The sequence below is a fragment of the Tardiphaga sp. 768_D3_N2_1 genome (assembly GCF_052076105.1).
Classification (GTDB): domain Bacteria; phylum Pseudomonadota; class Alphaproteobacteria; order Rhizobiales; family Xanthobacteraceae; genus Tardiphaga.
This window is the reverse complement of record NZ_CP197245.1, coordinates 3,751,547-3,777,414: the sequence shown is the minus strand read 5'-3', so window position 1 is coordinate 3,777,414 and position 25,868 is coordinate 3,751,547. Positions and strand designations below refer to the sequence as shown.

Sequence of the window (25,868 nt, the reverse complement as noted above, 5' to 3'; positions counted from 1 at the left end):
CTAGCCGTCTTCACTCTCCTTCATCTGAGCCACCAGCATTTCTGCCACCACGCGCGTCGAGGGCGATGCCATGCGTGCGGCCGATTGCACCAGTGTTACCTGTGTGGATTCGAGTCTGCGGTCGCGTGGCTGGATCGCGACCAGCGTGCCGGCATTGATCGAGGCCATCGCCGAAACCATCGGCAGGAAGGTCGCAAGATCGGTGCGGGCGGCCACCGTCTGGGTGAAGGCGAGCGAGTTGGTCTCGCTGCACATTTCCAGCCGTACATTGGCCTGCGCGCAGGACTTGTCCAGCTCCTGCCGAATGCCGAACGACGTATCTGGCAGGATCACGCGCAGGCCTGCGAGATCCTTCATCGCGAAGGAGTTCTGATTGGCCAGCGGATGGCTGGGTGCGACGATCAGGCAGACCGGTTGCCGCATGCGCCCGAGCTCGATCAGGTCGCGTCGCGGCGCGCGGCCGAAGATCAGGCCGAGATCGACCTCGTTCTGGCCGACCATCTCGACGACGTCGCGGGCGCCGATGGCTGTCACTGACAGTGCGATCCCCGGATATTGCCGCGACAGGTCGACGAAGGAGTTGGGCAGGAAGCTCGACAGCATGCCCTCGACGGTGGCGATCTTGACCTGGCCACGGCGCAGCGACGCGAATTCCTCGACCTGGCTGCGCAATCCGTCGAGCTGGTTACGGTTCTCGACTGCATAGCGATAGAGCACATGGCCCGCGTCGGTCAGGTTCATGCCGCGCGCGCCGCGCTCGAACAGTTTGACGGCGAGTTCTTCCTCGAGCCCCTGCACCTGCCGGCTGATGGCGGAGGGGGCGATGCGGAGCGCTGCGGCGGCCTGTTTGATCGATCCGGACTCGGTAACCACGCGAAAATAGCGAATGGCGGTGGATTCGATCATCGTTGGTCCCTCGCGACTGGCTGCCCAGCGCGATGGCAGGACCTGACTAGCGTTCTGATTTTCAGACCTCTCACTTCGAATTTCAATGCTTTTATTCGAAATCTAAATTTGACAGACTTGTTGCCAGGTCACGGTCCCGTCATCGATGGAGAATTTGGATGTTTCATCCCCGGCTTGTTCTCAGTGCTCTTTCCGCATCCTTCCTGCTGGCTGCGGCTGGCCTGGGAGCGACATCCTCGGTGGCCTCGGCCCAGGACGTCATCCGCTTCGGCGCGCCGCTGCCGATCACCGGGCCGCTGGCGCCGGAAGCCGTGAAGCAGCAGCAGGGCTATGACCTCTGGGCCGAACAGGCCAACAAGGCCGGCGGCATCAATGTCGGCGGCAAGAAGTACAAGGTCGAGATCGTTTATTCGGACTATCAGTCGAACACGCCGCGTTCGGTGCAGACCACCGAACAGATGATCACCCAGGACAAGGTGAACTTCATGTTCGGCCCGTTCGGCTCGGGTGCTGCCAAGGCAGCCAGCACGATCGCCGAGAAATACAAGGTGCCGATGCTGGCCGCGACGGCGTCGTCGTCCCAGGTCTACGACCAGAACTACAAATATCTGTTCGGCACCTTCACGCCGAACGACACGCTGACCACGCCGCTGACCAAGCTCGTCAAGGCCAAGGCCACCGATGTGAAGAAGGTCGCAATCCTCGCGCGCAACGATCTGTTCCCCCTCGCGATCGCGCAGGAAATGGAGAAGTCGGCCAAGGAGAATGGCCTCGAGGTCGTCTATTTCGAGAAATATGCGATCAATACGCTCGATCATTCCGCGACGCTGTCGCAGATCAAGTCGCTGGCGCCGCAGTGGGTGTTCATCACGGGTTACACCAATGATCTTCTGCTGATCCGCAAGCAGATGGTCGATCAGCAGATGAAGGCGGGCGTGGTGACCATGATCGCCGGCCCGGCCTATCAGGAATTCATCGACTCCGCCGGCCAGAGCGCGGAGAACATCTCCAGCGCCTCGTGGTGGCACCCGGCCGAAAAATATGATGGCAAGGACATCTTCGGCTCAACGGCCAATTTCGTGAAGCTGTTCAAGGACAAGTACAAGCTCGAGCCGGATTATGCCCATGCATCGGCTGCCGTCTGCGGCGCGCTGTTCCAGATGGCGATCGAGAAGGCCGGTTCGCTCGATCGCGACAAGGTGCGCGACGAACTTGCCAAGATGGATGTCGTGACCTTCTGGGGGCCGGTCAAGTTCGGCGCCAATGGCCAGATCAACTCGCTCGAACCACCGGTCTTCCAGATCCAGGCCGGCAAACCTGTGGTGCTGTTCCCGGACGCCATCAAGCAGGGCGACTTCAAACTCGGCGTGAACTGAGCATGATCCCGAAAAGTGGATACCGGTTTTCGGACAAGATCATGCTCAAGCAAGTCTGCTGAGACCGGCGGGGAATCGATATGCTGGCCATTCAGGTCCTGATCAATGCACTCGTGCTTGGGTGTCTCTATGCCTGTATCGCGATCGGTTTCTCGCTGGTCTGGGGCGTGCTCAACGTCATCAATCTGATCCACGGCTCGTTCATCGTGCTTGGCGCCTATCTGGCTTGGGGCGCCTATAACGCGCTCGGCCTGTCGCCGTGGTATTCGCTGCTGATCGCTGCGCCGGCCTTCTTCGTGTTCGGCTATCTGCTGCAGCGGTTGCTGCTCAACCGTGTCATTACCGCGCCGGTGCTGGTGACGCTGACGCTGACTTTCGGGCTCGATCTGATCCTGAACAATGCGATGATCTATTACTTCAAGGCGGATTACCGGAAGCTGATCCTCAATCCGCCGACGGGCTCGGTCTCGATCTTCGATGTGGTCGTTCCCGTCGATCGCCTGATTGCGACGGCCTCCGCATTGGCGCTGACCTTCCTGCTTTATCTGCTGCTGCGCCGCTCCAAGGTGGGGCGGGCCATCGTGGCGGTTCGTCTCGATCGCGATGCTGCCGTGCTGATGGGTGTCAATGTCAAGTCGATCTACGCCGTTGCTTTCGGTCTCGGCGCTGCGCTTGCCGGCTGCGCCGGTGTGCTGATGGCGCTGATTTTCCCGATTTCGCCGCTGACGTCGTCAGCCTATCTCGGCAAGGCTTTCGTGGTCTGCGTCCTCGGCGGCCTCGGCAGCGTGTCCGGCGCACTGGCTGGCGGATTGTTGCTGGCGCTCGTCGAAGGCGTCGGCTCGGTCTATCTCGGTCCGGCCCATGCGGTGACGCTGTCCTTTGTCCTGCTCATCATCTTCCTTGTCGTCAGGCCGCAGGGCTTGCTTGGCCGAAAGGGTTTTGAATGACCCGGACCAATATCGCGCTCCTTGTTCTCATCGCCTGCGTTGCCGCGCTGCCGCTGGTCGGCGACGCCTATGCGATGCGCTTGGGCACCATGGCCTGCATGTATGCGATCTTCGCGCTGTCGTGGAACATCGTCGGCGGCTTTGCCGGCTATCCGTCTTTTGCGACGGCCGCCTTCTTTGGCCTCGGCGCCTACACCACTGGCATTCTCATGAACAAGGGCGTGCCGCTGCCGGTGTCCCTGCTGGGCGCACTGGTGCTGTGTCTGGTGCTCGCTGCGGCGCTCGGCGCCGTTCTGCTTCGCCTGCGTGGGCACTACTTCGCCATCGCCAGCCTGTCGCTGGTCGAAGTGTTCCGTGAGCTGGTCAACAACGCCACCGATCTCACCGGCGGGGGCATGGGGTTGAACATTCCGCTGGTGTCCGGATCGAGCGTCCTGTCCGACGCAACGTTCTTCTTCTACGCGATGTGGGGTTTGCTATTGCTGACGGCGATCGTCGTCATCGCGGTCTCGGCCTCGAAGCTCGGCTTCGGCCTGAACTGCATCCGGCAGAACGAGACGGCCTCGAACATGGTCGGCCTCAATTCCACGCTCTACAAGGCCGTCGCCTTCGGACTGTCCGCCTGTTTCGTCGGCGCTGCCGGCGGGCTCTATGCGGCCTGGGTGCATTACATCGATCCGTCCGACGTGTTCGACATTCTCTATTCGGTGAAGCCGATCGTGATGGCCCTGATGGGCGGGCTCGGATCGCCGCTCGGCGTGGTCTGCGGCGCCTTCGTCTATCTCGGCCTCGAAGAGGTGGTCTGGCGCAATTACATTCAGATCCATTCGGGTGTGCTGGGCGTGCTCATCATCCTGCTGCTGTTGTTCCTGCCGCACGGGCTGATATCGCTGCATGTAGGTAAGATCTGGCGCGGGCTGTTCGGACGAAAGGCGAAACATGTCTAAGCCCGGTCACGAAATCCTGCATCTCAGCAATGTCTCGCGTCACTTCAGCGGCTTGAAAGCTCTGAGCGACGTGTCGCTGTCCGTCAACAAGGGCGAGGTGGTCGGCCTGATCGGCCCGAATGGCGCCGGCAAGACCACGCTGGTCAACACCATCTGCGGCGTCACCCCCGCAAGCTCGGGCGTCGTCACCTTCGATGGCCGCGACATCACGCGGATCAAGACCTATCAGTCTGCGCGGCTCGGTCTGTCGCGCACCTTCCAGATCGTACAGCCTTTCGCTGAATACAGTGCGCTCGACAATGTCGCTGCCGCCGCGCTGTTCTCTCAGCCGGGTGAGAGCTTGAAATCGGCGCGCGAAGCCGCCCGCGCGCATCTCGCATTCGTTGGCCTCGATGCGCAGGCCGATCAATCCGCGGCGACGTTGACACTGGCTATGCGCAAGCGGTTGGAACTGGCCAAGGCGCTGGCCATGAAGCCGAAGCTATTGTTCCTCGACGAGGTCAATGCCGGCCTCAACAGCGCCGAGGTCGAACGCGCCACCAAGCTGATCCACCAACTCGCCGCCGACGGCATCACCATCGTGATGATCGAACATCTGATGAAGGTCGTGCTCAATGTCTGCACTCGCATCGCGGTGCTGCATAACGGCCGGCTGATCGCGGACGGCGCGCCGCGCGACATCATCAAGGATCCTGCCGTCGTCGATGCTTATCTGGGCCAGCAATATGCACAACGGAACGCCGCCCGTGGCTGATCATCCGATGCTCGAACTGAATGGGGTCTGCGCCGGCTACGGCGAAATCCAGGTGCTGTGGGGCATCGACATGGCGGTGCGCACCGGCGAGATCACTGCATTGATCGGCTCCAACGGCGCCGGCAAGACCACGCTGATGCGTGCGCTGTCCGGGCTGATCCCGCTGCTGTCAGGCAAATATGTCTCCGAAGGCGTCGATCTGTCGAAGGCAACAGCGGCGCAGATGCTCGCCCACGGCATCGTCCATGTGCCGGAAGGACGCCGTCTGTTCGGCGCCATGAGCATCGAGGACAATCTCCTGATGGGCGCCTATTCGCGCAGCGTCAGCCGCGCGGAGCTGAATCGCGATCTCGACCGCGTCTATACGACCTTCCCCAAACTGCGCGAGCGCCGCAACCAGGCAGCCGCCACACTGTCTGGCGGCGAGCAGCAGATGTGCGCCATCGGCCGCGGGCTGATGAGCGCGCCGCGCCTTCTGATGATCGACGAATTGTCGCTCGGTCTCTCGCCGTTGCTGGTGGAGCAACTGGTCGCGGCACTGCGCCAGTTGAATTCCGAAGGCATGTCGATCCTTTTGGTGGAGCAGGACGTCACCACCGCCCTCGACCTCTGCCATCACGCCTACATCATGGATATGGGCCGTATCGTCCGCACCGGGCAGGGCGCCGAATTGCTGGCCGATCCCATCATCCGCGACGCCTATCTCGGCGTCCTCGAAGACTGACTTTGATTTCATCGAAAGAGGCAAACATGATTGAAACCGTCGAAGCCCCCAATGGTGGCTACCGTTACATGCCGGGCGTGTTCCAGTATTCCTGCGGCGTCGGCGCGCTGCCCGGCTTCGCGCTGGAGCGTGTGCGTTTCTCCAAGGTGGTGCCACTGAAGGAAGGCTTCGCGCGGGTCGCCGAGATCATCAAGGCAGCTGGCCGGCCGCTGACCGCATTCGCGGCTTGCGAGCTGCGCTCGCCGGCGCCGTTCACGGAGCAAGGCTTCATCGACTTCAACGAGATCTACATCAAGACCCTCGAAGAGTGGGGCATCATGAAGGATCGCGTGAACCCCATTGCGCGCAGCAATGTGTGTCCAAAGATCGATCCGCCGTCGGAGCCCGGCTTCCATGCCTTCTCCTTCACGACCGTCGCGCCGAATGCGCCGGCATCCTTCGTGATCGCCGGCAGCGGCGAGGCGGCTGAGGGTAAGGGCGACTATCGCGACAACACGGTGCGCCTCGGCGACATCAGCCCGTCCGGCATGTTGGAAAAGGCCAAGTTCGTGCTCGACGAGATGGAGCGCCGCATGAGCGCATTCTCCGGCACCTGGGACCAGACCACCGGCGCGCAGCTTTACACCGTGCGGGACGTCTATGCGCTGCTGGAAAGCGAACTCGGTCGCCGCGGCGTATTCCGCAACGGCCTGACCTGGCACTTCAACCGCCCGCCGGTGGTCGATCTCGAATATGAGATGGATTGCCGCCGCGTGCATGTGGAGCGCGTGGTCGAGGTCTAATCGCCTCAGTGATGACTGACGCGCAGATCCTGCGAGGTCTGCCGCAGTCGCCGGGTCAGTTCGCGCGCCAGGTTGCCCAGCAGCCTGGTGGCGAGCACCGGATTTTTCTTGAGGATCAGGTCGAAACCGTTGCGCGGAAGCTCGTAGCAGACCACCTCGTCGTCGGCGACGATGGTCGCCGAGCGTGGCACGGATTCCACCAGCGCCATTTCCCCGACCGTCGTACCGCGGCCAAGTCCAGCGATGCGGCGTCGCTCGTGATGTCCGTCGGTGCGCAGCAGCACGCTGACGCTGCCTTTCAGGATCAGCCACATCCGGTCGCCGGCGTCGCCTTCGCGGCAGATCGTATCGCCGCACGCGAATTCGCGTCTGGTCATCACTGCGGTCAGTTCAGCTATCTCGTCGGGTGAAACGCCATCGAGAAAGTCGATCTGCTCGAGCGTGAGCTCGTCCGCTTGTCCCTGCCGGGCAGCGGAGCGGTCAAGCATGGTCTGCTCCATCCACTCCAGTGCGGAATCGAGATCCTGCGTCATCGGCGGCGACGTCGCATCGTGCCCGATCCCGTTGCCGATGATGGCGGCATGAACCGGCCGGACATTGCAGTAGATCACGCGCCGTTTCTTTTCAGTGGCCTTCTGGCGCAGGGTCCGCAGCGCATTGACGCCGGAGATGTCGAGATCGGAGATGGCGCCCATGTCGAGCAGGATCATCTCCGTGCTGTTGAACAGGTCCTTGACCCGTAACGAGAGGTCGTCGGCATTGCCGAAGAAGAGCGCGCCTTCGAGCTGCAGGATGGCGCGCTTCCGCCCGGTCTGCTGCAGGATCGCGAGATCGTCGGCCGAGCGGATGCGCTTGGAGAACAGCGTGTCGCCGAGATGGGCGCGGCGCACCAGCGGCCGGCTCATATTGATGACGAAGATAATGCAGGACAGGATGATGCCGACGATCACGCCGGAGACGACGGAGCTGAACACGGTTACGGCCATCACCGCGAGCACCACGATCAGGTTGTAGACCGCGTGACGGCGAGCCTGCGGCTCGCTGCTGGATCGGATGTCGGCCAGCAGTTGCAGATTCCAGCGATCGAACAGCACGATGCCGATCACGAGCAGCAAGCCGGCGAATACCGCGCGTGGCACCTGTGCGAGCACTGATGACAGCGCGAATGTGATGACGAGCAGGCTGATCGCGACGCAGATGCCGGTCCAGCGCGTGCGGCCGCCCATGCGATAGCCGAGCAGGATGACGGACGGGATCGCCGATCCGCCGATGCCGCCGCCCAGCGCTGCGGCCGCATTGGCAATGCCCTGCGCGGCAAGGTCGCGCACCGGGTGGATATGCGTGTCGTCGAGCTGCTGCGCCACACGGAAGGCCAGCATGGTCTCCACCGTGCCGATGATCGCCAGCACCAGTGACACCAGCACGACATGCGGAAGCACGGCTGTCAGTTCCGGCGTGATGGAGCCGTCGAACACTGGGCCGAGCGGCATGGCCGGCGGGAAGCTGACATGGATCTCGCCGATGGTCGGCCCGAGATCGAGACCGGTCGGGACGCTGATCAGATAGTAGAGCACGGTCCCGGCGATGAAGCCTGCCAGCGATCCCGGTATCTTTCGCAGCCAGTCCGGCAGTCGCAGCCACGCTGCTATTGCCGGATAGTTCAAGACAAAGAGTGCCAATGCCACGACGTAAACCAGCATCGCGGGCTTGGTCGGCCACAGCGTATGCGCGGCAAAGAACGGCTTGAACTGGGAAATCACGATCAACATGCCGACGCCGTTGAGCAGGCCAGTCAGAACCGGATGCGGCGCGAATTTGATGGCGCGTGTCAGGCCGAGCAGTCCGAACAGGACCTGCCACAGCCCGGCGAGAAATAGACACAGCATGATCGCAGTCACGATCATCGCGGGCTGGCTCGCAAGCGTCGGGTCATTCACCAGCGTCGTGGTCAGGCCGGCCTGCACCAGCGCCATGCTGACGCGGCTCGTGGTGACGATATAGGAGGAGGTGGCGACCACGGCCGCGACCAGGCCGACGATGGCGCCGCCATACAGGCCGGCTGCAGCGCCGGCCGCGACATAATCAGGGCCGAGCGGCGCAAACACCAGCAGTCCGCAAGCCAGGCAGAGCGGCAGACAGACGAGGCTGGAGATCAGGCCGGCGCTGATTTCCGATCGCCAGTCGACGAGCGGCTCGGCGGGGGGCGAAGCTTTGAGCACGGGCTGGCCTTCGTCACAGAGGGACCGGCCACGTCTTCACGGATGACAGGTGTTGCCAGCTTTCGCCATTATTGTGAAATGGAACTGATCCGCAAGCCAGGATCGCGGGCCGTTCGCCGATTTCCCGCGCTAGACGCCGGCGACGATGGTCTTGCGATACAGCGAGCTATAGCTGGCTGCAGAAATATTCCAGCTGAACGACTTCGACATGGCGCTGCGGCGCATCGAGTTCAGGCGCTCCTTGGAGCCATAGGTCGCGAAGGCTCGCAGGATGCCGCCCAGAAATGACTCGGTGGAGGGCTGGGTGAACAGGAAGCCGGTCTCGCCATCGACGATGGTTTCGGCGAGGCCGCCGGTCTGGTGACCGATCGGCAGCGAGCCGAAGCGCTGCGCATACATCTGGCTCAGCCCGCAGGGTTCGAAGCGCGACGGCATCAGCGTGAAGTCGCTGCCGGCGAAGATGCGCCGTGCCTCGCGGTCGTTGAAGCCGATGGCGACGCCGATCGCATCCGGACGGCGACGATGCGCTTCCATCAGCGCATTCTCGATCGCGGTCTCGCCGCGGCCGGTGACGACGATCTGGCCGCCCGCGGACACGATGGCGTCGGCGGCCGACAGCACGAGGTCGACGCCCTTCTGATGCACGAGACGGGCGACCAAACCAAAAATGGGCCCGCGGGAGAGCGCGAGCCCAAATTGTTGACGTACCCCGTCGGCGTTGGCGCGTTTGGCTTCCCAGTCGCCCGCGCCGAACGGCCGCATGAGCTCCGCGCAGACGCGCGGATCCCAGCTTTCGTCGATGCCATTGAGGATGCCTGTCAGACGCGACTCGTTGGAGCGCTTGGTCAGCAGGCCTTCCAGCCCGCAGCCAAGTTCTGGCGTGGTGATCTCGCGCGCATAGGTCTCGCTCACTGTCGTCAGATGCGACGAGTAGATCAGGCCGCCCTTGAGGAAGGAGAGCTTGTCGTAGAATTCGAGCCCGTCGATGTGAAACGACTCTGCCGGTGCACCGATCCGGCGCAGCGAGGTCTTCGGGAACAGGCCCTGATAAGCGAGATTATGGATCGTCAGGATGGTCGGGATCTTCACCCCGCTCCAGGCGAGATAGGCCGGCACCAAAGCCGCCTGCCAGTCATTGGCGTGAACCAGATCGGCCGACCAGTTCGGGTCGACCTTGCCGGAGGCGAGCAGCGCGGCCGCAGAGGCAAAGCGCGCAAAGCGGATGTCGTTGTCCGGCCAGTCGCGGCCGCAGGCATCGCCGTAAGGGTTACCCGGGCGATCGTAGAGCTGCGGGCAGAGCAGGATGTAGATCGGCAGTCCATCCTTGGTGGCGGCAAGGCCGACCGAGCAGGCGGGCATTTCCGCCAGCGCCGGGCATTCGCCGACGATCTCGATGTCAGGAAACTGCGTGACGACGTCGCGGTAGCCGGGAAGGATGATGCGAACGTCGGTCCAGATGCGCAAGGCTCTAGGGAGGGCGGCGGACACGGCCGCAAGGCCCCCCACCCGGATGAAGTCGTCAATCTCTGGAGTGACGAACAGTACCCTCAAGAAACGCCCTCGTGCCCGCCACGACTACAAGGATACGAAACTGGTCCAGCGTCTTTGGGTACTTAGGAACCGAAGGGCAATGGAACTCAGTTCTGTTACTTGCGCCGCAAAATATCTGTCTCTGCACTGCAGTATATCACATCACTTAATACGGCATTGCAAAAGAGAAATGTGACTTCGCAAAATTATCTCTGAAATCAGTGACCGGGTGACGACGGGACGATCAGTCGCAGGAAGCTCATGACGCAGCCGAGCGCGGCAAAGCCGGCGCCGAGTGCCAGCGCCCAGGTCGCGCCGCCATGGCCGAACAGGCCGAAGCAGAAGGCGGCGAGTGCCGCGCCCATGCTCTGGCCGGTGAGCCGGGCGGTAGCAACGATACCGCTGGCGCCGCCGCTGCGGCCGGCCGGGGCGCTCGACATGATCGCCTTCATGTTCGGGGCCTGGAAGAAGCCGAAGCCGGCGCCGCAGATCACCATCCGCCAGACGATATTGGCGACGCTCGGATCGGGCGGCAATGTAGCCAGCAGCACCATGCCGATACCGAGCAGCGCGAGGCCGATGCCGCCGAGCAGGCCGGCGGGGTAGTGGTCCGACAACCGGCCGGCGATCGGCGCCATGATGCCGACGACCAGCGGCCAGGGCGTGAGGAAGAAGCCGGTTTCAACCGCGGAGCGATGCAGAACTTCTTCGAAATAGAACGGCAGCGACACAAAGGCGAGGCCCTGGACGGAGAACGAGCACACCGCCGTGGCCGCCGACAGCGCGAATAGCGGGCGGCGGAACAGGTCGATCGGCAGCATGGGCGCGGGATGATCGGCCTGCCGGCGGAGCAGCAGCCAGCCGAACAGCAGGCCGGCAACGAGCTCCGCGACCACGATGGACGGTGCTGTGTGATGCGCCGCGCTGTCGATGCCGAGGATCAGCAGGCCGAGGCAGAGCGAGGTGAGCAGGGCGCCAAGGAAATCGAAAGAATGGGTGGCGCGCGTGGTCTTTGGCAGCGTCTTCAGGCTGATGATAATGGCGGCGAGGCCGAAGGGCAGGTTGATCGCAAACAGCCAGGGCCAGGTTGCAACCGACAGGATGCCCGAGGCGATGGTGGGGCCGAGGGTGAAGGCCGTCGCGACGACGAGGGCGTTATGACCGAGCCCGCGGCCGAAATGGCTTGGCGGATAAACCACGCGGACCAGCGCCGCATTGACGCTCATGGCGCCAGCGGCGCCGAGGCCCTGCAGCACCCGCGCGAACAGCAAAGTGTCCAGCGACCAGGCGAATGCGCAGGCGACCGACGCGATCGTGAACAGGATCAGCCCGCCGAGATAGATGCGCTGGTGGCCGACGATCTCGCCCAGCGCGCCGAACGGCAGCAGCGTGGCGACCATGGCGATCTGGTAGACATTGACCACCCAGATCACATCCGCCGGCGTGGCTTTCAGATCGGTGGCGATGGAGGGCAACGCGATATTGGCAATGGCGGTATCGAGCGAGGCCATGGCAAGGGCGGTAAAGATGGCAAGTCGCGCCCAGCGCTGCTGGCTCGGCGTCAGCCCGTTCGTCGGCTGAGAAGCCTGTGCCGCGATACCGTCTGCCATAGCTGGGGATTCCTGGGTGCGGCCGAATTGGCCGCCGATCCGCGCTATCTAGAATAGTTCGCTTTGTCCCTGCAGGCGTGTAACTGCATGAGGCATATGCACATCTTTGTTCTGGCCGGGGCGTAGGATGGGTAGAGCGCAGCGAAACCCATCATATTGCCGCGGACTCAGCCGATGGGTTTCGCTCCGGCGCGATGCGCCTGCGCTCTACCCATCCTACGCTCAATTCGCCTTCGCCTTGAACCAGGTCCCGGACGCCACCGCCGCGGCGATGATGGTGCCGTAGACGACCAGGGCAAGTGTCAGGCAGGCAAACAGCCAGGTCAGCGACCCCGTCAGGCGCAGCGCCAGCCAGCCGCCGCCGATGGAGATCAAGAGGCGCAGCACGCCGGCCAGCAGCGGATAGAGCATCTTGCCGGCACCCTGCGAGGCGAAATACAGCGACAGGCCGAGGCCGAAGAAGCCATAGGCCGGGCCCACGATCCGCAGATAGGCGCTGCCGGTCTCGATCATCTGCGGGTCCGAGCCGAACAGGCCAAGCCAGGCTGCCGGCCAGATCGCGGCGGCCAGGCCGACGGTTTCGGTGATCACGAACACCATGCCGCCGCCGATCAGCGCTGCCCGCAGCGCGCGCTGCTCCTGTCCGGCGCCGATATTGGTACCCACCAGGGCCACCAGCGGCCCGCCGAAACCAAAGGCCAGCGGCACCATCAGATATTCCAGCCGCACGCCGGTGCCGAATCCCGCGACGGCGTCGCCGCCGGCGAAGCCGCCGACCAGCGCCGTGGTGAGCAGCACCGTGAAGCTCGTCTGCAGCGAGATGACCGCGGCGACGGCACCGACGCGCAGGATGTCGGCCGAGAGATCCCAGCGCAGCCGTGCCAGTTTGAAATGGACGATGCAGCGGCCGGAGAGAATGTAGCCCGCGAGTACGGCGCCCACGGTGAATGTGGACAGCACCACGGCCCAGCCGCCGCCGGCAATGCCGAGCGCCGGGATCGGACCCCAGCCGAAGATCAGCAGCGGGGACAGCGGGATCAGCAGCACCACGCCGATACAGATCGACAGCGACGGCACCAGCATATTGCCGGTGCCGCGAATGATGCTGGCGAAGCCGTTCATCAGCCAAACGAGGACGCTGCCGCCAAACACCACGTTGGAATATTGCATGGCCGCGTCCAGCGCGCCGCCGCTGACGCCCATCGCGGTGTAGATCGCGCGGCCGAAGATCAGGAAGATTGCCGAGCCGATGAGGCCAAGCAGGATATTGATGAGCGTGGCGTGCATCACCAGCGCCTCGGCATCGTCGGTGCGCCGTGCACCGAGCGCACGCGCAATCGCCGAGGAAATGCCGCCGCCCATGGCGCCGGCCGACAGCATCTGCATCATCATGAAGCCGGGAAACACCACGGCCATGCCGGTCAGCGCATCGCTGCCGAGATGCGACACCCACCAGGTCTCGATCAGACCGGTTGAGGCCTGCGCCAGCATCACCAGCAGATTGGGCCAGGCGAGCTTGACCAGCGTGGAGGCGAGCGGCGCTTGCAGCAGCATGCGCGTCCGCGGATTCATCGCCGGAACCGGCGTAGCTGCGGCGGCCACGATGGCCTGCGGCGTTTCGAGTTTCATGGTGATCCGTCCTTCTGCGGGCGCGGTTTGCTCAGCCGCCGTTGCACGCGTGCGCTTGCCGCGGGGCCGGGGGCATTCATATGGGTGGCTTCGGTGATTGGTTTGCCGGTGCGGCGGTCGACGAGAATCGGATCGGCGCGCTCGCCGGTCTCCTTGTCGATCAGGACGACGCTTTCGCCCTCGGGCGCAAAATGCCGGTTACCCCAGCTCTGTATCGACCACAGGACGGAGCGGAAGTCCCGGCCGCGCGGGGTCACGATATATTCGTAGCGCGGCGGTTTTTCGCAGTATTGGCGTTTCTCCAGCAGCCCGGCCTCGACCAGGACTGCCAGCCGGCGGGTCAGCATGTTCGGCGCGATATTGAGGTTCTTCTGAAACTGGTCGAACCGCGTCATGCCGTAGACGGCATCGCGCATGATCAGGATGCTCCACCACTCGCCAACGCGCTCGAGGCTGCGGGCGATCGGGCATTCCAGCTTCTCGAAACTCTTGCGCTGCATGGCAGCAAGATAGGGTAGTTACTTTCATCATGCAAGTTACTTGTCAGGGCGGTATGTCCGAAGATGGCTCTGGCCTCTCAATTGTCGTCCCCGCGAAGGCGGGGACCCATAACCACGGTGCTAGCAATGTGAACAATGGCCTCTGCCACAGCGCTAAATTAGCTCTGTAGAGGCTATGGATCCCCGCTTTCGCGGGGATGACAGAGGTGAGGGCGGAGCTTGGCTTTGATGGTTACGGTGGCCGCCCTTACCCCACCATCCGCTCGCGCCCGACCCAGAAGCTTGCGCGTAGCGCCTTCTTGTCGATCTTGCCGACGCCGGTCATTGGCAGTTCGGTCACGAACTTGATGTGCTTCGGCGCATGGGCCGAACCCTTGCGTGTCTTCACCAGATTGATCAGTTCACTGGCATCTGGCTTCGCGCCGCCACGCGCGACCACGATGGCGGTGACGGCCTCGCCCCATTTATCGTCGGGCACGCCGACCACGGCGCACATCGCCACATCGGCGTGGGTCGTCAACACATCCTCGATCTCGCGCGGGAAGATGTTGAAGCCGCCGGAGACGATCATGTCCTTCTTGCGGTCGAGGATGAACATGTAGCCGCGCTCGTCCTTACGGGCGATGTCGCCGGTATGCAGCCAGCCATTCTTGAGAGTCTCGGCGGTCTGTTCCGGCCGCTTCCAGTATTCCTTCATCACATGCGGCGCGCGGACGCAGATTTCGCCGGCCTCGCCGGGCGACACTTCCTGGTCGTCATCGTCGAGAATGCGGACGTCGCAGGCCGCGATCGGAAAGCCGCAGGACAGAAACAGTTCGGGATTGCTGGGATCGTGGTCGGCCTTGCGCAGCACCGACACCGGATAGCATTCGGTCTGGCCGTAAAGCTGCGAGAACACCGGGCCGATCCGTTCGATGCCTTCCACCAGCCGGCTCGGCGACATCGGCGATGCGCCGTAAAGTACCAGATCGAGCGACGATAGATCGGTCTTTGACAGCGTCGGATGATCGAGCAGCACATAGATCATGGTCGGCACAAACAGCGTGAAATTGATCCGCTCGCGTTCGATGGTCTTGAGCACAGCTTCGGGATCAAAACCTTTCAGCATATGCACTGTGCCGCCGCGCATCAGCGTCGGCAGCACCTTGGTGCCGGCGACATGGCTGATCGGCGCCACCGTGAGATAGCTTGGCGTGTCCGGAATTTCGAAATCCGACAGGATCGCGCTGGCGAAGCCCGATACTTCGCGATGCCGGCGCAGCGCGCCCTTGGACTTTCCGGTGGTGCCGCCGGTGTAGTTCAGCACAGCGATGTCATCCACCTGTGCGAAATCGCGTGCGGTGGCGCTGCCGCCCGAGCCGACGACCTTCAACAGATCGATTCCGTAATCTGCGCGGCTCAGCGTGAACACATGCAGCAGCCCCTGTGCACGCGAGGCGAGCTCTCCGCCGCGCTGCAGAAAATTGTCGGCGTCGATGATCAGGATCGTGGAGCCGGCGTCCTCGATCTGGTCGATCTGGTCTTGCATCGAACCCAGCGGATGTAGCCAGGAGATCGCGAAACGCGACAGTTGCGCGGCGACGCCGGTGCACCATGTGTCGGCGCGGTTCGCGGTCAGCAACGCGACTTTCGTTCCGGGCTGTGCGCCGAGGTTCATGAACACATTCTGTAGCCGGCCGATCAGGTCCGTGGCGCCGCGATAGGTGATGGAGCCGCCGGGCCAGCTGAAGGCGATGCGATCCGGATAGCGCGCCAGGGCCCGCAGGATCTGCGCACCGACCGTCGGAAACGCGTTGAGCACGTCCGTCATGGAAATCTCCCCAAATGTCCTCGGCCTCTGTGGGCCGATGGTTGCGGCAAGGCTAACAACGAATGCTCCGCGCGCAAATACAAACCGTTGGACGCCCTCCCTCCTTGAACGCATTGCAGCATCGCGCAGTGAACTTGTGGCGACGTATGCCATTGCCATGTGCTAGAAACCGCCTGACCACTTGAGCCGCGTCACAGGAGAATTTCATGCGCAAGTTTTTGACCGTGCTGGCAGCACTGGCGACCCTCAGCCTGACCAATTGCGGTTACAACGCGATCCAGACCAATGATGAACAGGTCAAGTCCGCCTGGTCGGAAGTGGTCAACCAGTATCAGCGCCGCGCGGATCTCGTGCCGAATCTCGTGAATTCCGTGAAGGGCTTCGCGCAGCAGGAGAAGGACGTTCTTCTGGGCGTCACAAATGCGCGCGCCAAGGTCGGCTCGGTGCAGGCGACGCCTGATGTGGTGAACGATCCCGCCGCGCTGCAGAAATTCCAGGCTGCGCAAGGCGAGCTCTCCAGCGCGCTGTCGCGGCTGCTCGTGGTCACCGAGAATTATCCGCAGCTCAAGTCGGACGCGCTGTTCAAGGATCTGATGTCGCAGCTCGAAGGCACCGAGAACCGTATCACCGTGGCGCGCAACCGCTACATCAAGTCGGTGCAGGACTATAATGTCGGCGTGCGCACCTTCCCGAACAATCTGACTGCCATGATGTTCGGCTACAAGGAGAAGGCGAATTTCACTGTCGCCAATGAGAGCGAGATATCCACCGCACCGAAGGTCGACTTCAACCCGACGCCGGCGCCCGCGAAATAGGCCGGTGCCGATCAGGCCGATCCGATGAAGGCGATCAAAGCCTGCCTGCTGGCCTTGCTGCTATGCTGGAGCGCCGTCGCTCTGGCCGATGTGGCTGTGCCGGCTCTGACGGGGCGCGTGGTCGATCAGACCGCGACGCTGAGCCAGAGCGAACAGACATCGCTCGACAGCACGCTGCGCGACTTCGAGGCGCGTAAAGGCAGTCAGGTCGAAGTGCTGATCGTGCCCACGACGGCACCGGAATCGATCGAGCAATATTCCATCCGCGTCGCAGAAGCCTGGAAGATCGGCCGCAAGAAGGTCGATGATGGCGCGATCCTGCTGGTCGCCAAGGATGATCGCAAGCTGCGCATCGAGGTCGGCTATGGCCTCGAAGGCGCGCTGACCGACGTCACGACAAAACGGATCATCGACGAGATCATCACGCCCCGCTTCAAGGCCGGTGATTTCGCCGGCGGCATTACCGCGGGCGTCAACCAGATGATCAAGGTGATCGACGGCGAGCCGCTGCCGGCGCCCACCGAGTGGAAAGGCAATCCGGATCTCATCGATCAGGCCATGGAATACGCGCCGTTCCTGCTGTTCGGCGTGATTATCGGCGGCGGCATGTTGCGCAGCATCTTCGGCCGGTTGTTCGGCTCGGCGGCGACGGGCGGCCTCGTCGCCGCGGTGGTCTGGTTCATCGCAGGCAGCCTCTTGATTGGCGGCATTCTCGGCGTCGTCGCCTTCATCTTCACGCTGATCAGCGAAGCCTTCATGTCGGGTGGCGGTGGTGGGCGTCGCGGCGGCGGTTATGTCGGCGGCAGCGGTGGATCGTGGTCGTCGGGCAGCTCATCGGGCAGCAGCGGCGGCTTCAGCGGAGGTGGCGGCAGTTTCGGTGGCGGCGGCGCTTCGGGGAGTTGGTGATGAGCCTCAAACGCATTGGCAAACATCTGCTCGGCAATCGCTCGCGTGTCCGCAAGGCATTTCCGCCGCAATCGCTCGCAAGGATCGAGCAGGCCATCAAGGCCTCCGAGGCCAGCCATGCCGGCCAGATCCGCTTCGTCGTCGAAGGTGCGCTCGACGGTGCGCCACTGTTCCGCAATCAGATGGCGCGCGAACGCGCCATCGATGTGTTCGCGCAACTGCGCGTCTGGGACACCGCGCATAACAACGGCGTGCTGATCTATCTGCTGCTCGCCGATCGCGACGTGGAGATCGTGGTCGATCGCGGCATCGATGCCCGCGTCGGCAAAGCCGGCTGGGAAGCGATCTGCCAGATGATGGAAGCCGAGTTCCGCGCCGGGCATTTCGAGCGCGGCGTGATCAAGGGCATCGATGCGGTGACGCAGCATCTGGCGGCGCATTTTCCGCGCGGTGCCGGTTCGGTGAATGAACTCCCTGATGCGCCGGTGGTGCTGTAGCCGTTACGCCTTCGCTGACTCGCGCGCGCCGACCCGCTCGAACCACGCCGCGACCTTCGCATTGCCCCGGTCCCACGGTTGCTTCACCTTGTCGGCGAAATCGAGCCAGCAGAACAGCACGATATCGGCCATCGTGAACCGCTCGCCGCAGATGAAGGTCTTGCCGCCCATCTGTCCGTCGAGCCAGCGCAGCCGGTCGATGGCGATTGTCTTCAGGCCCGGCGCGCCTTCGGGTACGCAGACGATGCGTGTCTCGAAGCGCTTCAATCCCTCCGAAAAGCGATAGCCGTTGGCGATGTGCTGGCAGATGTTGAGATCGACGCGTTGCCGCCACATCCGCGCCTCGGCGCGTTGCTCGGGCGTAGTGCCGATCAGCGGCGGCGTCGGATGCGTCTCTTCGACATATTCGCAGATCGCCACCGTCTCCGAAACATAAGCGCCGTCATCAAGTTCGAGCGTCGGCATCTGGCCGTGCGGATTGCGCGCCAGATGCGCGGCCTCGCGGTTCTCGCCGGCAGCCAGATCGACGGTCTGGACGGGGAGGCTGATGCCCTTCTCGGCCATGAACATGCGCACCACGCGCGGATTCGGTCCGATGGAATCGTAGAGCTTCATGGCGTTTCCCCGATGTCTTGTTGGCAACTGTTGTGCGGGCCGGGCGGGTGCGCGTCAAGCAACGGTTCCTGCGGCCGGACGAGAGGTGAAATTTTCGTAAGCACGACACCCGGTAAGGATTTGGCAAGCAATGAAAGTTACCAAAGTGTTCATCTATTCCGGAGAATTTGATCGTGAGTGAGCACAAGGCCGATTCCACCCCAGACGTCAGCGGCGATCACGTCGACACCGGCGTGGCGGCGGCGGCCGGTTCCCACGATGCTGACATCCATGTGGAGTCGCCAAAGCTCGCTCCCGAGCAGGGCGACGAGCGCCGCGCCCAGATGCCGAAGCGGGAAGCGCCGAAGCTCGGCGCGCCCGGCCGGATCACCATCATGGCCCCCTCCCGCGACAGCGGCCCGCACGACGGTGCGTCCCGTGAACATGCGGCGCGCGAGCACTCCTGGGAAGACTTCGTCAATTCCGAGCCGAAGATCGAGCCGGCCCAGAAGCCCGGCCAGAGCCGGATGCTGGCGATTGCCGCGATGATCGCGCTGGGTATCACCGTCGGCGCGGTTGGCGGTTCGGTGGCGATGTCGGGCCTGGGCAAGCTGTTTGCGGCCGACGACACCAAGTCCTCCACTCATGCGCTGGAAGAGCAGGTCGCCCGTCTCGATAGCGAACTCACGGCGCTGAAGGCCGAGGTTGACCGCAACGCCAAGCAGTCCATCGCGGCACGCGCGAAGTCTGCCGACCGTCTCGACAAGCTTGAGAAGGCGCAGGCTGAACCGGCCGCGAAACTCGCCAAGCTGAGCGAGACCGTCGAAAAGCTGCGCACCACGCCGCCGCCTGCAGCTGCGCCCGCGCCGGCTCCAGCCCCGGTTGCCTCCGCGCCGGCCAAGGAAGTCACGGGTTCGATCAACGCGCCGGTGCCGACGCCGGCACCGAAGCCTGAAGTTGCGCGCCTGCCCATGGTCGAAGGTTGGCGCATCATCGACATCGCCGGCGGCGGCGCCACCATCGAGGGCCGCGCCGGAATCTTCGAAGTCTATGCCGGCGATCCGGTTCCCGGCCTCGGCCGCGTCGATGCGATCCGCAAACAGGATGGCCGCTGGACTGTGGTTACGAGCCGCGGCCTGATCGTCGCCCGCTGATCTCCTCTTCCTGTGATACAAGCGTTCGGGCCGCTGCTGGTGCAGTGGCCTTTGTTTTGGGCTAGCTTCCCGGCGTTACGTCTGGGATTGCGCCGTGCGACTTCGCTTGAGCTTCATCGCTACCCTGCTGTCCCTCGTGGCTCCCGTCGCGCAGGCGGATGAGGGCAACGGTCTCGCCGTCACCGATCCCGGTGTGTTGCGGGCGCTGGAAACGCACGGGACCCACGGTCTCGGTCTCGCGCAGTTGCTCGATCCCGCGCGATCGATACCGATCCCGAGCGATGCCCTGTTCGCTCTGCCTGCGATGACGCCGGTCCGCGCTGCGCTGGATGATGCGTTCACACGCTATCTCGCCGATCACCAGAGCCGCCAGCCGCGCGTGAGCATTGGCGTCGGCCCGGGCCACGACGTGCAACTGTTCGACAAGGCAATGCTGACATCGCCTGACACGCGGTTCGTTCTCGCTGGAATCGTCAACCGCATGGATCGTGCTTATGTCGCGCCGGATACTTGCGGTGAGATCAGGCTGATCTATCGCCTCACGCGCATGGCCGCTGGCACGACGCCGCCGCGTCTGCCGATGACGCTCAATCTTGTGCTTCATGCGAAGGACCCCGCCGATACGTCGGTGACATGCGCGGATCTCGCCGGGCGCTGGCTCAATTCAGCGTCGTTTACCGAGACGGGCGCAGCGCTCGCGGATCGCTTGCTGAAACGAGATGGCCCGCTTGCGACAATCACGGCCGCGCAGATTGATCGCATCGAGACCAATCTGCAGATCGCGCATCGGCCGAAGTCAGATGCGCAGGAATTCCGCACTGACTATTTGCAGAAGGTGTTTCGCTTCGATGCCAGTGCGAAGCAGTTTCGCGAAGTCCCCATGGAGAACCAGATCGACCGCGACCGGTTGCTGGCTGACGCGGCGCTCGGTCACGCGTTTCAGGAGTGGCTGCTTGCGCCCGCCAATCTGCGCGCCTTCGATCGCGGCACGGTTTTGATCCCTGAGAAATTCCTCGCGACATCGTCGCTGGCGTCGACGCCGGTCGGCTTCGCACCGTCGGCCCTGCAGCCGGAATTCGGATTGATGGAGAGCAAGGGGAGGGGCGTGTTCAGCGAGCGTGACGTCATCGCCGCGCTGGAGCGGGCAGTAGCGCAGGGCGGCCCGTTCGAGAACATCCGCTCGCCCGCCGGCTTCGCGCGCCGGCTGAACGACATCACCTGCGGCGGCTGCCACCAGATCCGTGGCATCGGCGGCTTTCATTTTCCCGGTGCGGATACGCTGGCAGACCAATCGCAGGGAACGGTTCCGTCATCACCGCATTTCATCGGTGACCAGCCTCGCCGTCGCGATATCGTCATGGCGATACGCGATGGAAAGGTGCCGGACTTCTCACGCGGTTTTTCCGACCGGCCGCAAGCGCGTGGCAATAATGAACTTGCGGGTTCGCCTCTCCTCGATGGCTGGGGCGCGACATGTTATCGACCGAAGCCGAAGGGCGTCGCGGACAAGAGCTTCGCGTCCTGGACATGTGCCGAAGGTCTTGCCTGCCAGCAGGTTGGCGCGGATGCGTCGTCTGCGATCGGCATGTGTTTCGTGAAATGAGGGCGCGATGAACGAGACCGAAAAAGAGATCAAGGAACGCGACGCCGTCATCGCCGAAAACGAGAGCGCCAAGCAGACGACGAGCCAAATCCGAGTCAGCGTCTGGGCGATCGGTGTGGCGGTTCTGCTCGGACTCGGTTTCTTCGGCTGGTTGTTGGCGCGGTGACTTTTCCCTCTCCCCGCAAAAGGGCGAGGAGAGGGAAGGACGCTATTGCACAGCTCCCGCCGCCCGTAACCCCTCGATCTGATGATCGTCATAGCCCATGGCGCGCAGGATCTCGTCGCTGTGCTGGCCGATGGACGGCGGCAGATGCGGCTTGCGCTTGGTCTCGCCGCCGATCCAGATCGGGCTGTTGATGGTGAGGATGTCGGTTCCCTCGAACGGGATCAGCACGTCGTTGTCCTTCATCTGCTGATCGTTCGGAATGTCGTCGAGAATGCCGACAAAGCCGAACACGAGACCGTTGCCGTCGAGGCGCTCGCGCCAGTCGGCGAAGTCGCGCGTTGCGAAGACTTCATCGAGGATCTTGATCAGTTCGACCGAGCGCGCGTGGCGATCCGGCTTGGTGGCGAAGCGCGGATCGTCGCGCAGGTCCTCGCGGCCGAGGCATTTGGTGAAGGCCGGCCATTGCCGCTCTTCGGCGAGCAGCGACAGCATGATCCAGCGGCCGTCGCGGCACTTGTAGTGGTTGGTCACGGCGTTGAGCGCTTCCTCGCGCGCGCGGCGCTTCTCGAATTTGGCGCCCACCAGCTTGGCCTGCGCCAGCACGCTCGATGACCACACGCCATTGGCCATCAGGTTGGATTTGACCTGGCAGCCCTTGCCAGTCTTCTCGCGCTTGTAGAGCGCAGTGACGATGGCGCCATACAGCGCCATAGCGCAGGGATGATCGCCCATGCCGGCGATCGAGCGCGCCGGCGTCGTGTCATCATCCGCCCGCACCAGATCCATCATGCCGGAGCGCGCCCACCATGCTGTCGAGTCGAAACCGGGCTTGTCGGCTTCCGCGCCCTTGTCGCCATAGCCGGTGAAGCAGGCATAGATCAGCTTCTCGTTCAGCCGTGCGATATCCTCATAGGCAATCTTCAGCCGCTTGCGCACCGGCGGCGGGAAATTGGTGATGAACACATCCGCCTCGGCGATCAATTTATACAGCACCTCGCGGCCTTCCGGCTTGGACAGGTCGAGCGCCAGGCTCTTCTTGTTCCGGCTCTCCATCATCCACGCATAGTTGTGCTCGCTCTTGGGATAGCCGGGCAGGTTGGGCAGGTTGCGATAGGGATCGCCGGCACCCGGCGGTTCGATCTTGATGACGTCGGCACCGAAGTCGGACAGCACGGTGGCTGCAGCGGGTGCCGCGATGAAGCTCGCGCAGTCCAGCACCTTCAGCCCCTTGAACAGACCGTCTTCCATGCGTCACTCCCGTCGCTTTTGTTCTGCGTGTTGTTCTTGCCGTCTGCCGGAATTTAATTCCATCTGGAATCCGGTGGCGCATTTGACCCATCTTCGACGGGTGATGCAACGGCCTGAAACGGGAAGCAGCGCTGCTACTCGTCACCCGTCATCAATGCTGCATTGCCACCCGCCGCGGCCGTGTTGATCGTGACCGTCTGCTCGGTGGCGAAGCGGGCGAGGTAATGCGGGCCACCGGCTTTCGGCCCGGTGCCGGACAGGCCGAAGCCGCCGAAGGGTTGCACGCCGACCACGGCGCCGATCATGTTGCGGTTCACATAGACATTGCCGACCGGCAGGCGCGCGATTACGCGCTCAACCATATCGTCGATCCGCGAATGCACGCCGAGCGTGAGTCCGAAGCCGGTGTCGGCAATGTCCTGCAACACGCGATCGAATTCCGACGCACGGTAGCGCACCACGTGCAGGATCGGGCCGAATACTTCCTCGGCGAGTTGTCGTGCGCTCGCGAATTCGAAGATATGCGGCGCGACGAAATTGCCTGCAGGTGCCGTGCCCGCAAGATGCACGCGTGCCTCGATCGTCATGCGCGCAATATGCGCATCGAGCTTCTGCTTCGCCTCGGTATCGATGACCGGGCCGATATGGGTTGTAGGATCGGAGGGATCGCCCAGCTTGAGTTCTTCGGCCGCACCCACGATCATCTCGATCATGCGGTCGGCGACGTCGTCCTGCACGAGCAACAGCCGCAACGCCGAGCAACGCTGCCCGGCCGACCGGAAGGCCGACATCACCACATCATCGGCGACCTGCTCCGGAAGGGCGGTGGCATCGACGATCATCGCATTGATGCCGCCGGTCTCCGCGATGAGTGGCACGATCGGTCCGTCCTTGGCGGCGAGGGCGCGATTGATCGACCGCGCGACCTCGGTCGAGCCGGTGAACACCACGCCGGCGATGGCGGGATGCGCGACCAGCGCCGCACCGATGCGGCCGTCACCCTGGATCAGATGGAGTGCTGACCTGGGCACGCCGGCTTCATGAAGCAGGCGTACGGCGCGTGCCGCGATGCGCGGTGTTTGTTCGGCTGGCTTGGCGACGACCGTATTGCCGGCCATCAGCGCGGCGCTCACTTGGCCGAGAAAGATCGCCAGCGGAAAATTCCACGGCGAGATGGCAACGAAGACGCCGCGGCCGCGCAGGCTCAGCACGTTGCTCTCACCGGTTGGCCCCGGCACCACCTCGCCCTCGCCGAATTGCTGGCGTCCTTGTGCTGCATAGTAGCGGCAGAAGTCGATGGCTTCGCGGACTTCCGACAGCGCGTCATCGAGCGTCTTGCCGCCTTCCTGTTGCAGCAAGGCGATGAAGGATGCGCGGCGCTGTTCCAGAAGATCGGCTGCGTGGTCGAGGATTGCCGCGCGGTCTTGGGCCGGTGTGTGGCTCCACGACGCAAAGCCCGCGCGCGCTGCTGTCACCGCAGCACATGCCTGCGCGGCATTGGCATCGACGACCACATTGTCCATGTCTGGCTTGCTTGCCGCAATCTCGGCCAGCAATTTGTCCAACGCGGCGCGTTCTCCAAATTCGATGCCGTGTGAGTTGGCTCGTTCGGGTCGATAGAGATCGGCAGGCAGCGGGATCTTTGCGTGTCCTGCGCGGTCAGGAGAGCCGATGATTGCGGCAGGCCGCTGCAGCAGCGTCGCGACCGGCACGGCATCATCCGCCGCGATCGCCACGAAAGATGAGTTCGCGCCGTTCTCCAGCAGCCGTCGCACCAGATAGGCCAGCAGATCGCGATGGCTGCCGACTGGCGCATAGGTGCGCCAGCGGATCGCGGGATGATCCTTGCCGAGTTGCTCATAGAGCGCATCGCCCATGCCGTGTAGGCGCTGGAATTCATAGCCGCCGCTGCTGCCGTCCAGTTCGAGGATGGTCGCGACCGTGAGCGCATTATGCGTGGCGAATTGCGGGAAGATGCGCGGCCGCAAGGCGAGCAGCTTCTGCGCGCAGGCGATGTAGTTGAGGTCGGTCATGGCCTTGCGCGTGAACACCGGATAGCCGGCGAGCCCGCGTTCCTGCGCGCGCTTGATCTCGGTGTCCCAATAGGCGCCCTTCACGAGCCGCACCATCATCTTGCGATCGTGACGGCGCGCCAGCGCGTCGATGTGGTCGATCACATCCGCGCAGCGCTTCTGATATGCTTGGATGGCGAGTCCGAAACCGTCCCATCCTGCCAGCGACGGATCGGCAAAGGCCGCATCGATCACGTCGAGCGACAATTCGAGCCGGTCGGCTTCTTCGGCGTCGACGGTGAAATTGAGGTCATAGGCCTTTGCCTGCTGCGCCAGCGCGATCAGGCGCGGTACCAGTTCGCGCATCACGCGCTGATGACTTATCGCCTCATAGCGCGGATGCAGCGCCGAGAGCTTGACCGAGATACCCGGTCGGTCCGGCAGCGACCTGTTGCCAGCGGCGTGGCCGATGGCTGAGATGGCCGAGGCATAGGAGTCGAAATAGCGCTGCGCGTCGTCTCTGGTGCGCGCGCCTTCGCCGAGCATATCGAAGGAATAGCGCGCCGGGCGCTCGGACGGTGCACGGGCGCGGGCCAGCGCCGCATCGATGGTTTCGCCGAGCACGAAGTGGCTGCCCATCAGCCGCATCGCCTGTCGCGTCGCCGTGCGCACCGCGGGCAGGCCGATCCGCTTCGCCAGCCGGCCCAGTGTGCCCTGCGGCGTCTCGCCGGGCTGGATCGCGCGCTGGGAAATGCCGAGCGCCCAGGCAGATGCATTGACGAGGAAGGCGCTCGACTTCGTCTCGTGATGGATGAAATCGCCCTGGCCGAGCTTGTCCTCGATGAAGGCGTCGGCGGTGCGCGCATCCGGCACGCGCAGCAGCGCCTCGGCCAACACCATCAGGGCAAGGCCCTCCTTGGTGGAGAGCGCATATTCCCGCAGCATGTCCTCGACACCGCCGAAGCGGTCGTCCTTGGCGCGGATCGCGTCGATTAGGCGCGTGGCCGTCGCGTCGATCCGCGTATCCTGGGCGGGCGTCATGACTGCGTCGGCCAGAAGCCGGGCGGCGATCGCCGCATCATCCGGGGCGTAGGGGGCAGTGAAGGGCGGGAGGAGGGAATCGGGCGACATGGGCGTTT

Annotated in this window: 22 protein-coding genes; 12 read left to right on the top strand and 10 right to left on the bottom strand. The window is 63.6% G+C overall.

Features of this window, described 5'->3' with window-relative positions; all coding sequences use genetic code 11:
- A complete protein-coding gene (locus AB8A27_RS17765) occupies positions 1–906 on the bottom strand; it encodes a LysR family transcriptional regulator (protein ID WP_441243039.1) in 906 nt (301 codons plus the stop codon).
- Between the two features lie 158 nt (positions 907–1,064).
- Here AB8A27_RS17765 and AB8A27_RS17760 point away from each other — a divergent pair, with 158 nt between their 5' ends.
- From AB8A27_RS17760 to cnbZ, 6 genes are all read left to right on the top strand, one after another.
- The gene (locus tag AB8A27_RS17760) at positions 1,065–2,282 is read left to right on the top strand and encodes an amino acid ABC transporter substrate-binding protein (protein WP_441243038.1); all 1,218 of its coding nucleotides are present in this window, start codon (positions 1,065–1,067) and stop codon (positions 2,280–2,282) included.
- Between the two features lie 80 nt (positions 2,283–2,362).
- The gene (locus AB8A27_RS17755; protein WP_441243037.1) at positions 2,363–3,229 is read left to right on the top strand and encodes a branched-chain amino acid ABC transporter permease; all 867 of its coding nucleotides are present in this window, start codon (positions 2,363–2,365) and stop codon (positions 3,227–3,229) included.
- Positions 3,226–4,176: a branched-chain amino acid ABC transporter permease gene (locus AB8A27_RS17750; protein WP_441243036.1), complete on the top strand. Its 951-nt coding sequence runs from the start codon at positions 3,226–3,228 to the stop codon at positions 4,174–4,176. The genes AB8A27_RS17755 and AB8A27_RS17750 overlap by 4 nt, the downstream gene beginning before the upstream one ends.
- Complete coding sequence (locus AB8A27_RS17745) at positions 4,169–4,930, top strand: ABC transporter ATP-binding protein (RefSeq protein ID WP_441243035.1); 762 nt, start codon at positions 4,169–4,171, stop codon at positions 4,928–4,930. The genes AB8A27_RS17750 and AB8A27_RS17745 overlap by 8 nt, the downstream gene beginning before the upstream one ends.
- A 7-nt stretch (positions 4,931–4,937) precedes the next feature.
- Positions 4,938–5,654, top strand: a complete 717-nt coding sequence (locus tag AB8A27_RS17740) for an ABC transporter ATP-binding protein (protein ID WP_441244944.1) — start codon at positions 4,938–4,940, stop codon at positions 5,652–5,654.
- A 26-nt stretch (positions 5,655–5,680) separates the two neighbouring features.
- Positions 5,681–6,436, top strand: coding sequence for a 2-amino-5-chloromuconate deaminase CnbZ (gene cnbZ / locus AB8A27_RS17735; RefSeq protein WP_441243034.1), 756 nt, complete (start codon positions 5,681–5,683; stop codon positions 6,434–6,436).
- Positions 6,437–6,441: 5 nt separating this feature from the next.
- On the opposite strand, the gene AB8A27_RS17730 is transcribed toward cnbZ, so the two are convergent.
- From AB8A27_RS17730 to AB8A27_RS17705, 6 genes are all read right to left on the bottom strand, one after another.
- Complete coding sequence (locus AB8A27_RS17730) at positions 6,442–8,655, bottom strand: SLC26A/SulP transporter family protein (protein WP_441243033.1); 2,214 nt, start codon at positions 8,653–8,655, stop codon at positions 6,442–6,444.
- Positions 8,656–8,784: 129 nt separating this feature from the next.
- Positions 8,785–10,206, bottom strand: a complete 1,422-nt coding sequence (gene glgA / locus AB8A27_RS17725; RefSeq protein ID WP_441243032.1) for a glycogen synthase GlgA — start codon at positions 10,204–10,206, stop codon at positions 8,785–8,787.
- 197 nt (positions 10,207–10,403) lie between these two features.
- Positions 10,404–11,795 (bottom strand): MFS transporter, encoded by a 1,392-nt coding sequence (locus AB8A27_RS17720; protein WP_441243031.1) that lies wholly within the window; start codon positions 11,793–11,795, stop codon positions 10,404–10,406.
- 222 nt (positions 11,796–12,017) lie between these two features.
- Complete coding sequence (locus AB8A27_RS17715) at positions 12,018–13,424, bottom strand: MATE family efflux transporter (protein ID WP_441243030.1); 1,407 nt, start codon at positions 13,422–13,424, stop codon at positions 12,018–12,020.
- Complete coding sequence (locus tag AB8A27_RS17710) at positions 13,421–13,924, bottom strand: winged helix-turn-helix transcriptional regulator (protein ID WP_441243029.1); 504 nt, start codon at positions 13,922–13,924, stop codon at positions 13,421–13,423. The genes AB8A27_RS17715 and AB8A27_RS17710 overlap by 4 nt, the downstream gene beginning before the upstream one ends.
- Before the next feature lie 247 nt (positions 13,925–14,171).
- Positions 14,172–15,734 (bottom strand): AMP-binding protein, encoded by a 1,563-nt coding sequence (locus tag AB8A27_RS17705; protein WP_441243028.1) that lies wholly within the window; start codon positions 15,732–15,734, stop codon positions 14,172–14,174.
- A 206-nt stretch (positions 15,735–15,940) separates the two neighbouring features.
- Between AB8A27_RS17705 and AB8A27_RS17700 the strand changes: the two genes are divergently transcribed.
- The 3 genes from AB8A27_RS17700 to AB8A27_RS17690 are packed head-to-tail and all read left to right on the top strand — an operon-like array spanning position 15,941 to position 17,952.
- Positions 15,941–16,549 (top strand): LemA family protein, encoded by a 609-nt coding sequence (locus AB8A27_RS17700; protein ID WP_441243027.1) that lies wholly within the window; start codon positions 15,941–15,943, stop codon positions 16,547–16,549.
- 24 nt (positions 16,550–16,573) lie between these two features.
- Complete coding sequence (locus AB8A27_RS17695) at positions 16,574–17,455, top strand: TPM domain-containing protein (RefSeq protein ID WP_441243026.1); 882 nt, start codon at positions 16,574–16,576, stop codon at positions 17,453–17,455.
- Positions 17,455–17,952, top strand: a complete 498-nt coding sequence (locus AB8A27_RS17690; protein ID WP_441243025.1) for a TPM domain-containing protein — start codon at positions 17,455–17,457, stop codon at positions 17,950–17,952. The genes AB8A27_RS17695 and AB8A27_RS17690 overlap by 1 nt, the downstream gene beginning before the upstream one ends.
- A 3-nt stretch (positions 17,953–17,955) precedes the next feature.
- Here AB8A27_RS17690 and AB8A27_RS17685 read toward each other — a convergent pair whose 3' ends face one another.
- Positions 17,956–18,567 (bottom strand): glutathione S-transferase family protein, encoded by a 612-nt coding sequence (locus AB8A27_RS17685; protein WP_441243024.1) that lies wholly within the window; start codon positions 18,565–18,567, stop codon positions 17,956–17,958.
- A gap of 173 nt (positions 18,568–18,740) precedes the next feature.
- Here AB8A27_RS17685 and AB8A27_RS17680 point away from each other — a divergent pair, with 173 nt between their 5' ends.
- From AB8A27_RS17680 to AB8A27_RS17670, 3 genes are all read left to right on the top strand, one after another.
- Positions 18,741–19,700, top strand: coding sequence for a hypothetical protein (locus AB8A27_RS17680; protein ID WP_441243023.1), 960 nt, complete (start codon positions 18,741–18,743; stop codon positions 19,698–19,700).
- Positions 19,701–19,794: 94 nt separating this feature from the next.
- Positions 19,795–21,303: a hypothetical protein gene (locus AB8A27_RS17675; protein WP_441243022.1), complete on the top strand. Its 1,509-nt coding sequence runs from the start codon at positions 19,795–19,797 to the stop codon at positions 21,301–21,303.
- Between the two features lie 7 nt (positions 21,304–21,310).
- Positions 21,311–21,469: a hypothetical protein gene (locus AB8A27_RS17670; RefSeq protein WP_175500387.1), complete on the top strand. Its 159-nt coding sequence runs from the start codon at positions 21,311–21,313 to the stop codon at positions 21,467–21,469.
- A 42-nt stretch (positions 21,470–21,511) separates the two neighbouring features.
- On the opposite strand, the gene AB8A27_RS17665 is transcribed toward AB8A27_RS17670, so the two are convergent.
- Both AB8A27_RS17665 and putA read right to left on the bottom strand, forming a co-directional pair.
- On the bottom strand, positions 21,512–22,717 hold the full coding sequence (locus tag AB8A27_RS17665) for a CaiB/BaiF CoA transferase family protein (protein WP_441243021.1): 1,206 nt from the start codon (positions 22,715–22,717) through the stop codon (positions 21,512–21,514).
- A 134-nt stretch (positions 22,718–22,851) separates the two neighbouring features.
- Positions 22,852–25,860 carry a bifunctional proline dehydrogenase/L-glutamate gamma-semialdehyde dehydrogenase PutA gene (gene putA / locus AB8A27_RS17660; protein WP_441243020.1) on the bottom strand — a complete coding sequence of 1,003 codons (3,009 nt, stop codon included), beginning with the start codon at positions 25,858–25,860 and terminating at the stop codon, positions 22,852–22,854.
- Between the last annotated feature and the right edge of the window lie 8 nt (positions 25,861–25,868).

Excerpts from the sequence above, each read along its gene's own strand:
- AB8A27_RS17760 (WP_441243038.1), top strand. The coding sequence starts at position 1,065 with ATGTTTCATCCCCGGCTTGTTCTCAGTGCTCTTTCCGCATCCTTCCTG.
- AB8A27_RS17755 (WP_441243037.1), top strand. The coding sequence starts at position 2,363 with ATGCTGGCCATTCAGGTCCTGATCAATGCACTCGTGCTTGGGTGTCTC.
- AB8A27_RS17720 (WP_441243031.1), bottom strand. The coding sequence starts at position 11,795 with ATGGCAGACGGTATCGCGGCACAGGCTTCTCAGCCGACGAACGGGCTG.
- AB8A27_RS17765 (WP_441243039.1), bottom strand. The coding sequence starts at position 906 with ATGATCGAATCCACCGCCATTCGCTATTTTCGCGTGGTTACCGAGTCC.
- AB8A27_RS17665 (WP_441243021.1), bottom strand. The coding sequence starts at position 22,717 with ATGGAAGACGGTCTGTTCAAGGGGCTGAAGGTGCTGGACTGCGCGAGC.
- AB8A27_RS17740 (WP_441244944.1), top strand. The coding sequence starts at position 4,938 with ATGCTCGAACTGAATGGGGTCTGCGCCGGCTACGGCGAAATCCAGGTG.
- AB8A27_RS17715 (WP_441243030.1), bottom strand. The coding sequence starts at position 13,424 with ATGAAACTCGAAACGCCGCAGGCCATCGTGGCCGCCGCAGCTACGCCG.
- AB8A27_RS17705 (WP_441243028.1), bottom strand. The coding sequence starts at position 15,734 with ATGACGGACGTGCTCAACGCGTTTCCGACGGTCGGTGCGCAGATCCTG.
- AB8A27_RS17750 (WP_441243036.1), top strand. The coding sequence starts at position 3,226 with ATGACCCGGACCAATATCGCGCTCCTTGTTCTCATCGCCTGCGTTGCC.
- AB8A27_RS17745 (WP_441243035.1), top strand. The coding sequence starts at position 4,169 with ATGTCTAAGCCCGGTCACGAAATCCTGCATCTCAGCAATGTCTCGCGT.
- AB8A27_RS17690 (WP_441243025.1), top strand. The coding sequence starts at position 17,455 with ATGAGCCTCAAACGCATTGGCAAACATCTGCTCGGCAATCGCTCGCGT.
- AB8A27_RS17670 (WP_175500387.1), top strand. The coding sequence starts at position 21,311 with ATGAACGAGACCGAAAAAGAGATCAAGGAACGCGACGCCGTCATCGCC.
- AB8A27_RS17695 (WP_441243026.1), top strand. The coding sequence starts at position 16,574 with ATGAAGGCGATCAAAGCCTGCCTGCTGGCCTTGCTGCTATGCTGGAGC.
- putA (WP_441243020.1), bottom strand. The coding sequence starts at position 25,860 with ATGTCGCCCGATTCCCTCCTCCCGCCCTTCACTGCCCCCTACGCCCCG.
- AB8A27_RS17700 (WP_441243027.1), top strand. The coding sequence starts at position 15,941 with ATGCGCAAGTTTTTGACCGTGCTGGCAGCACTGGCGACCCTCAGCCTG.
- AB8A27_RS17710 (WP_441243029.1), bottom strand. The coding sequence starts at position 13,924 with ATGCAGCGCAAGAGTTTCGAGAAGCTGGAATGCCCGATCGCCCGCAGC.
- AB8A27_RS17685 (WP_441243024.1), bottom strand. The coding sequence starts at position 18,567 with ATGAAGCTCTACGATTCCATCGGACCGAATCCGCGCGTGGTGCGCATG.
- cnbZ (WP_441243034.1), top strand. The coding sequence starts at position 5,681 with ATGATTGAAACCGTCGAAGCCCCCAATGGTGGCTACCGTTACATGCCG.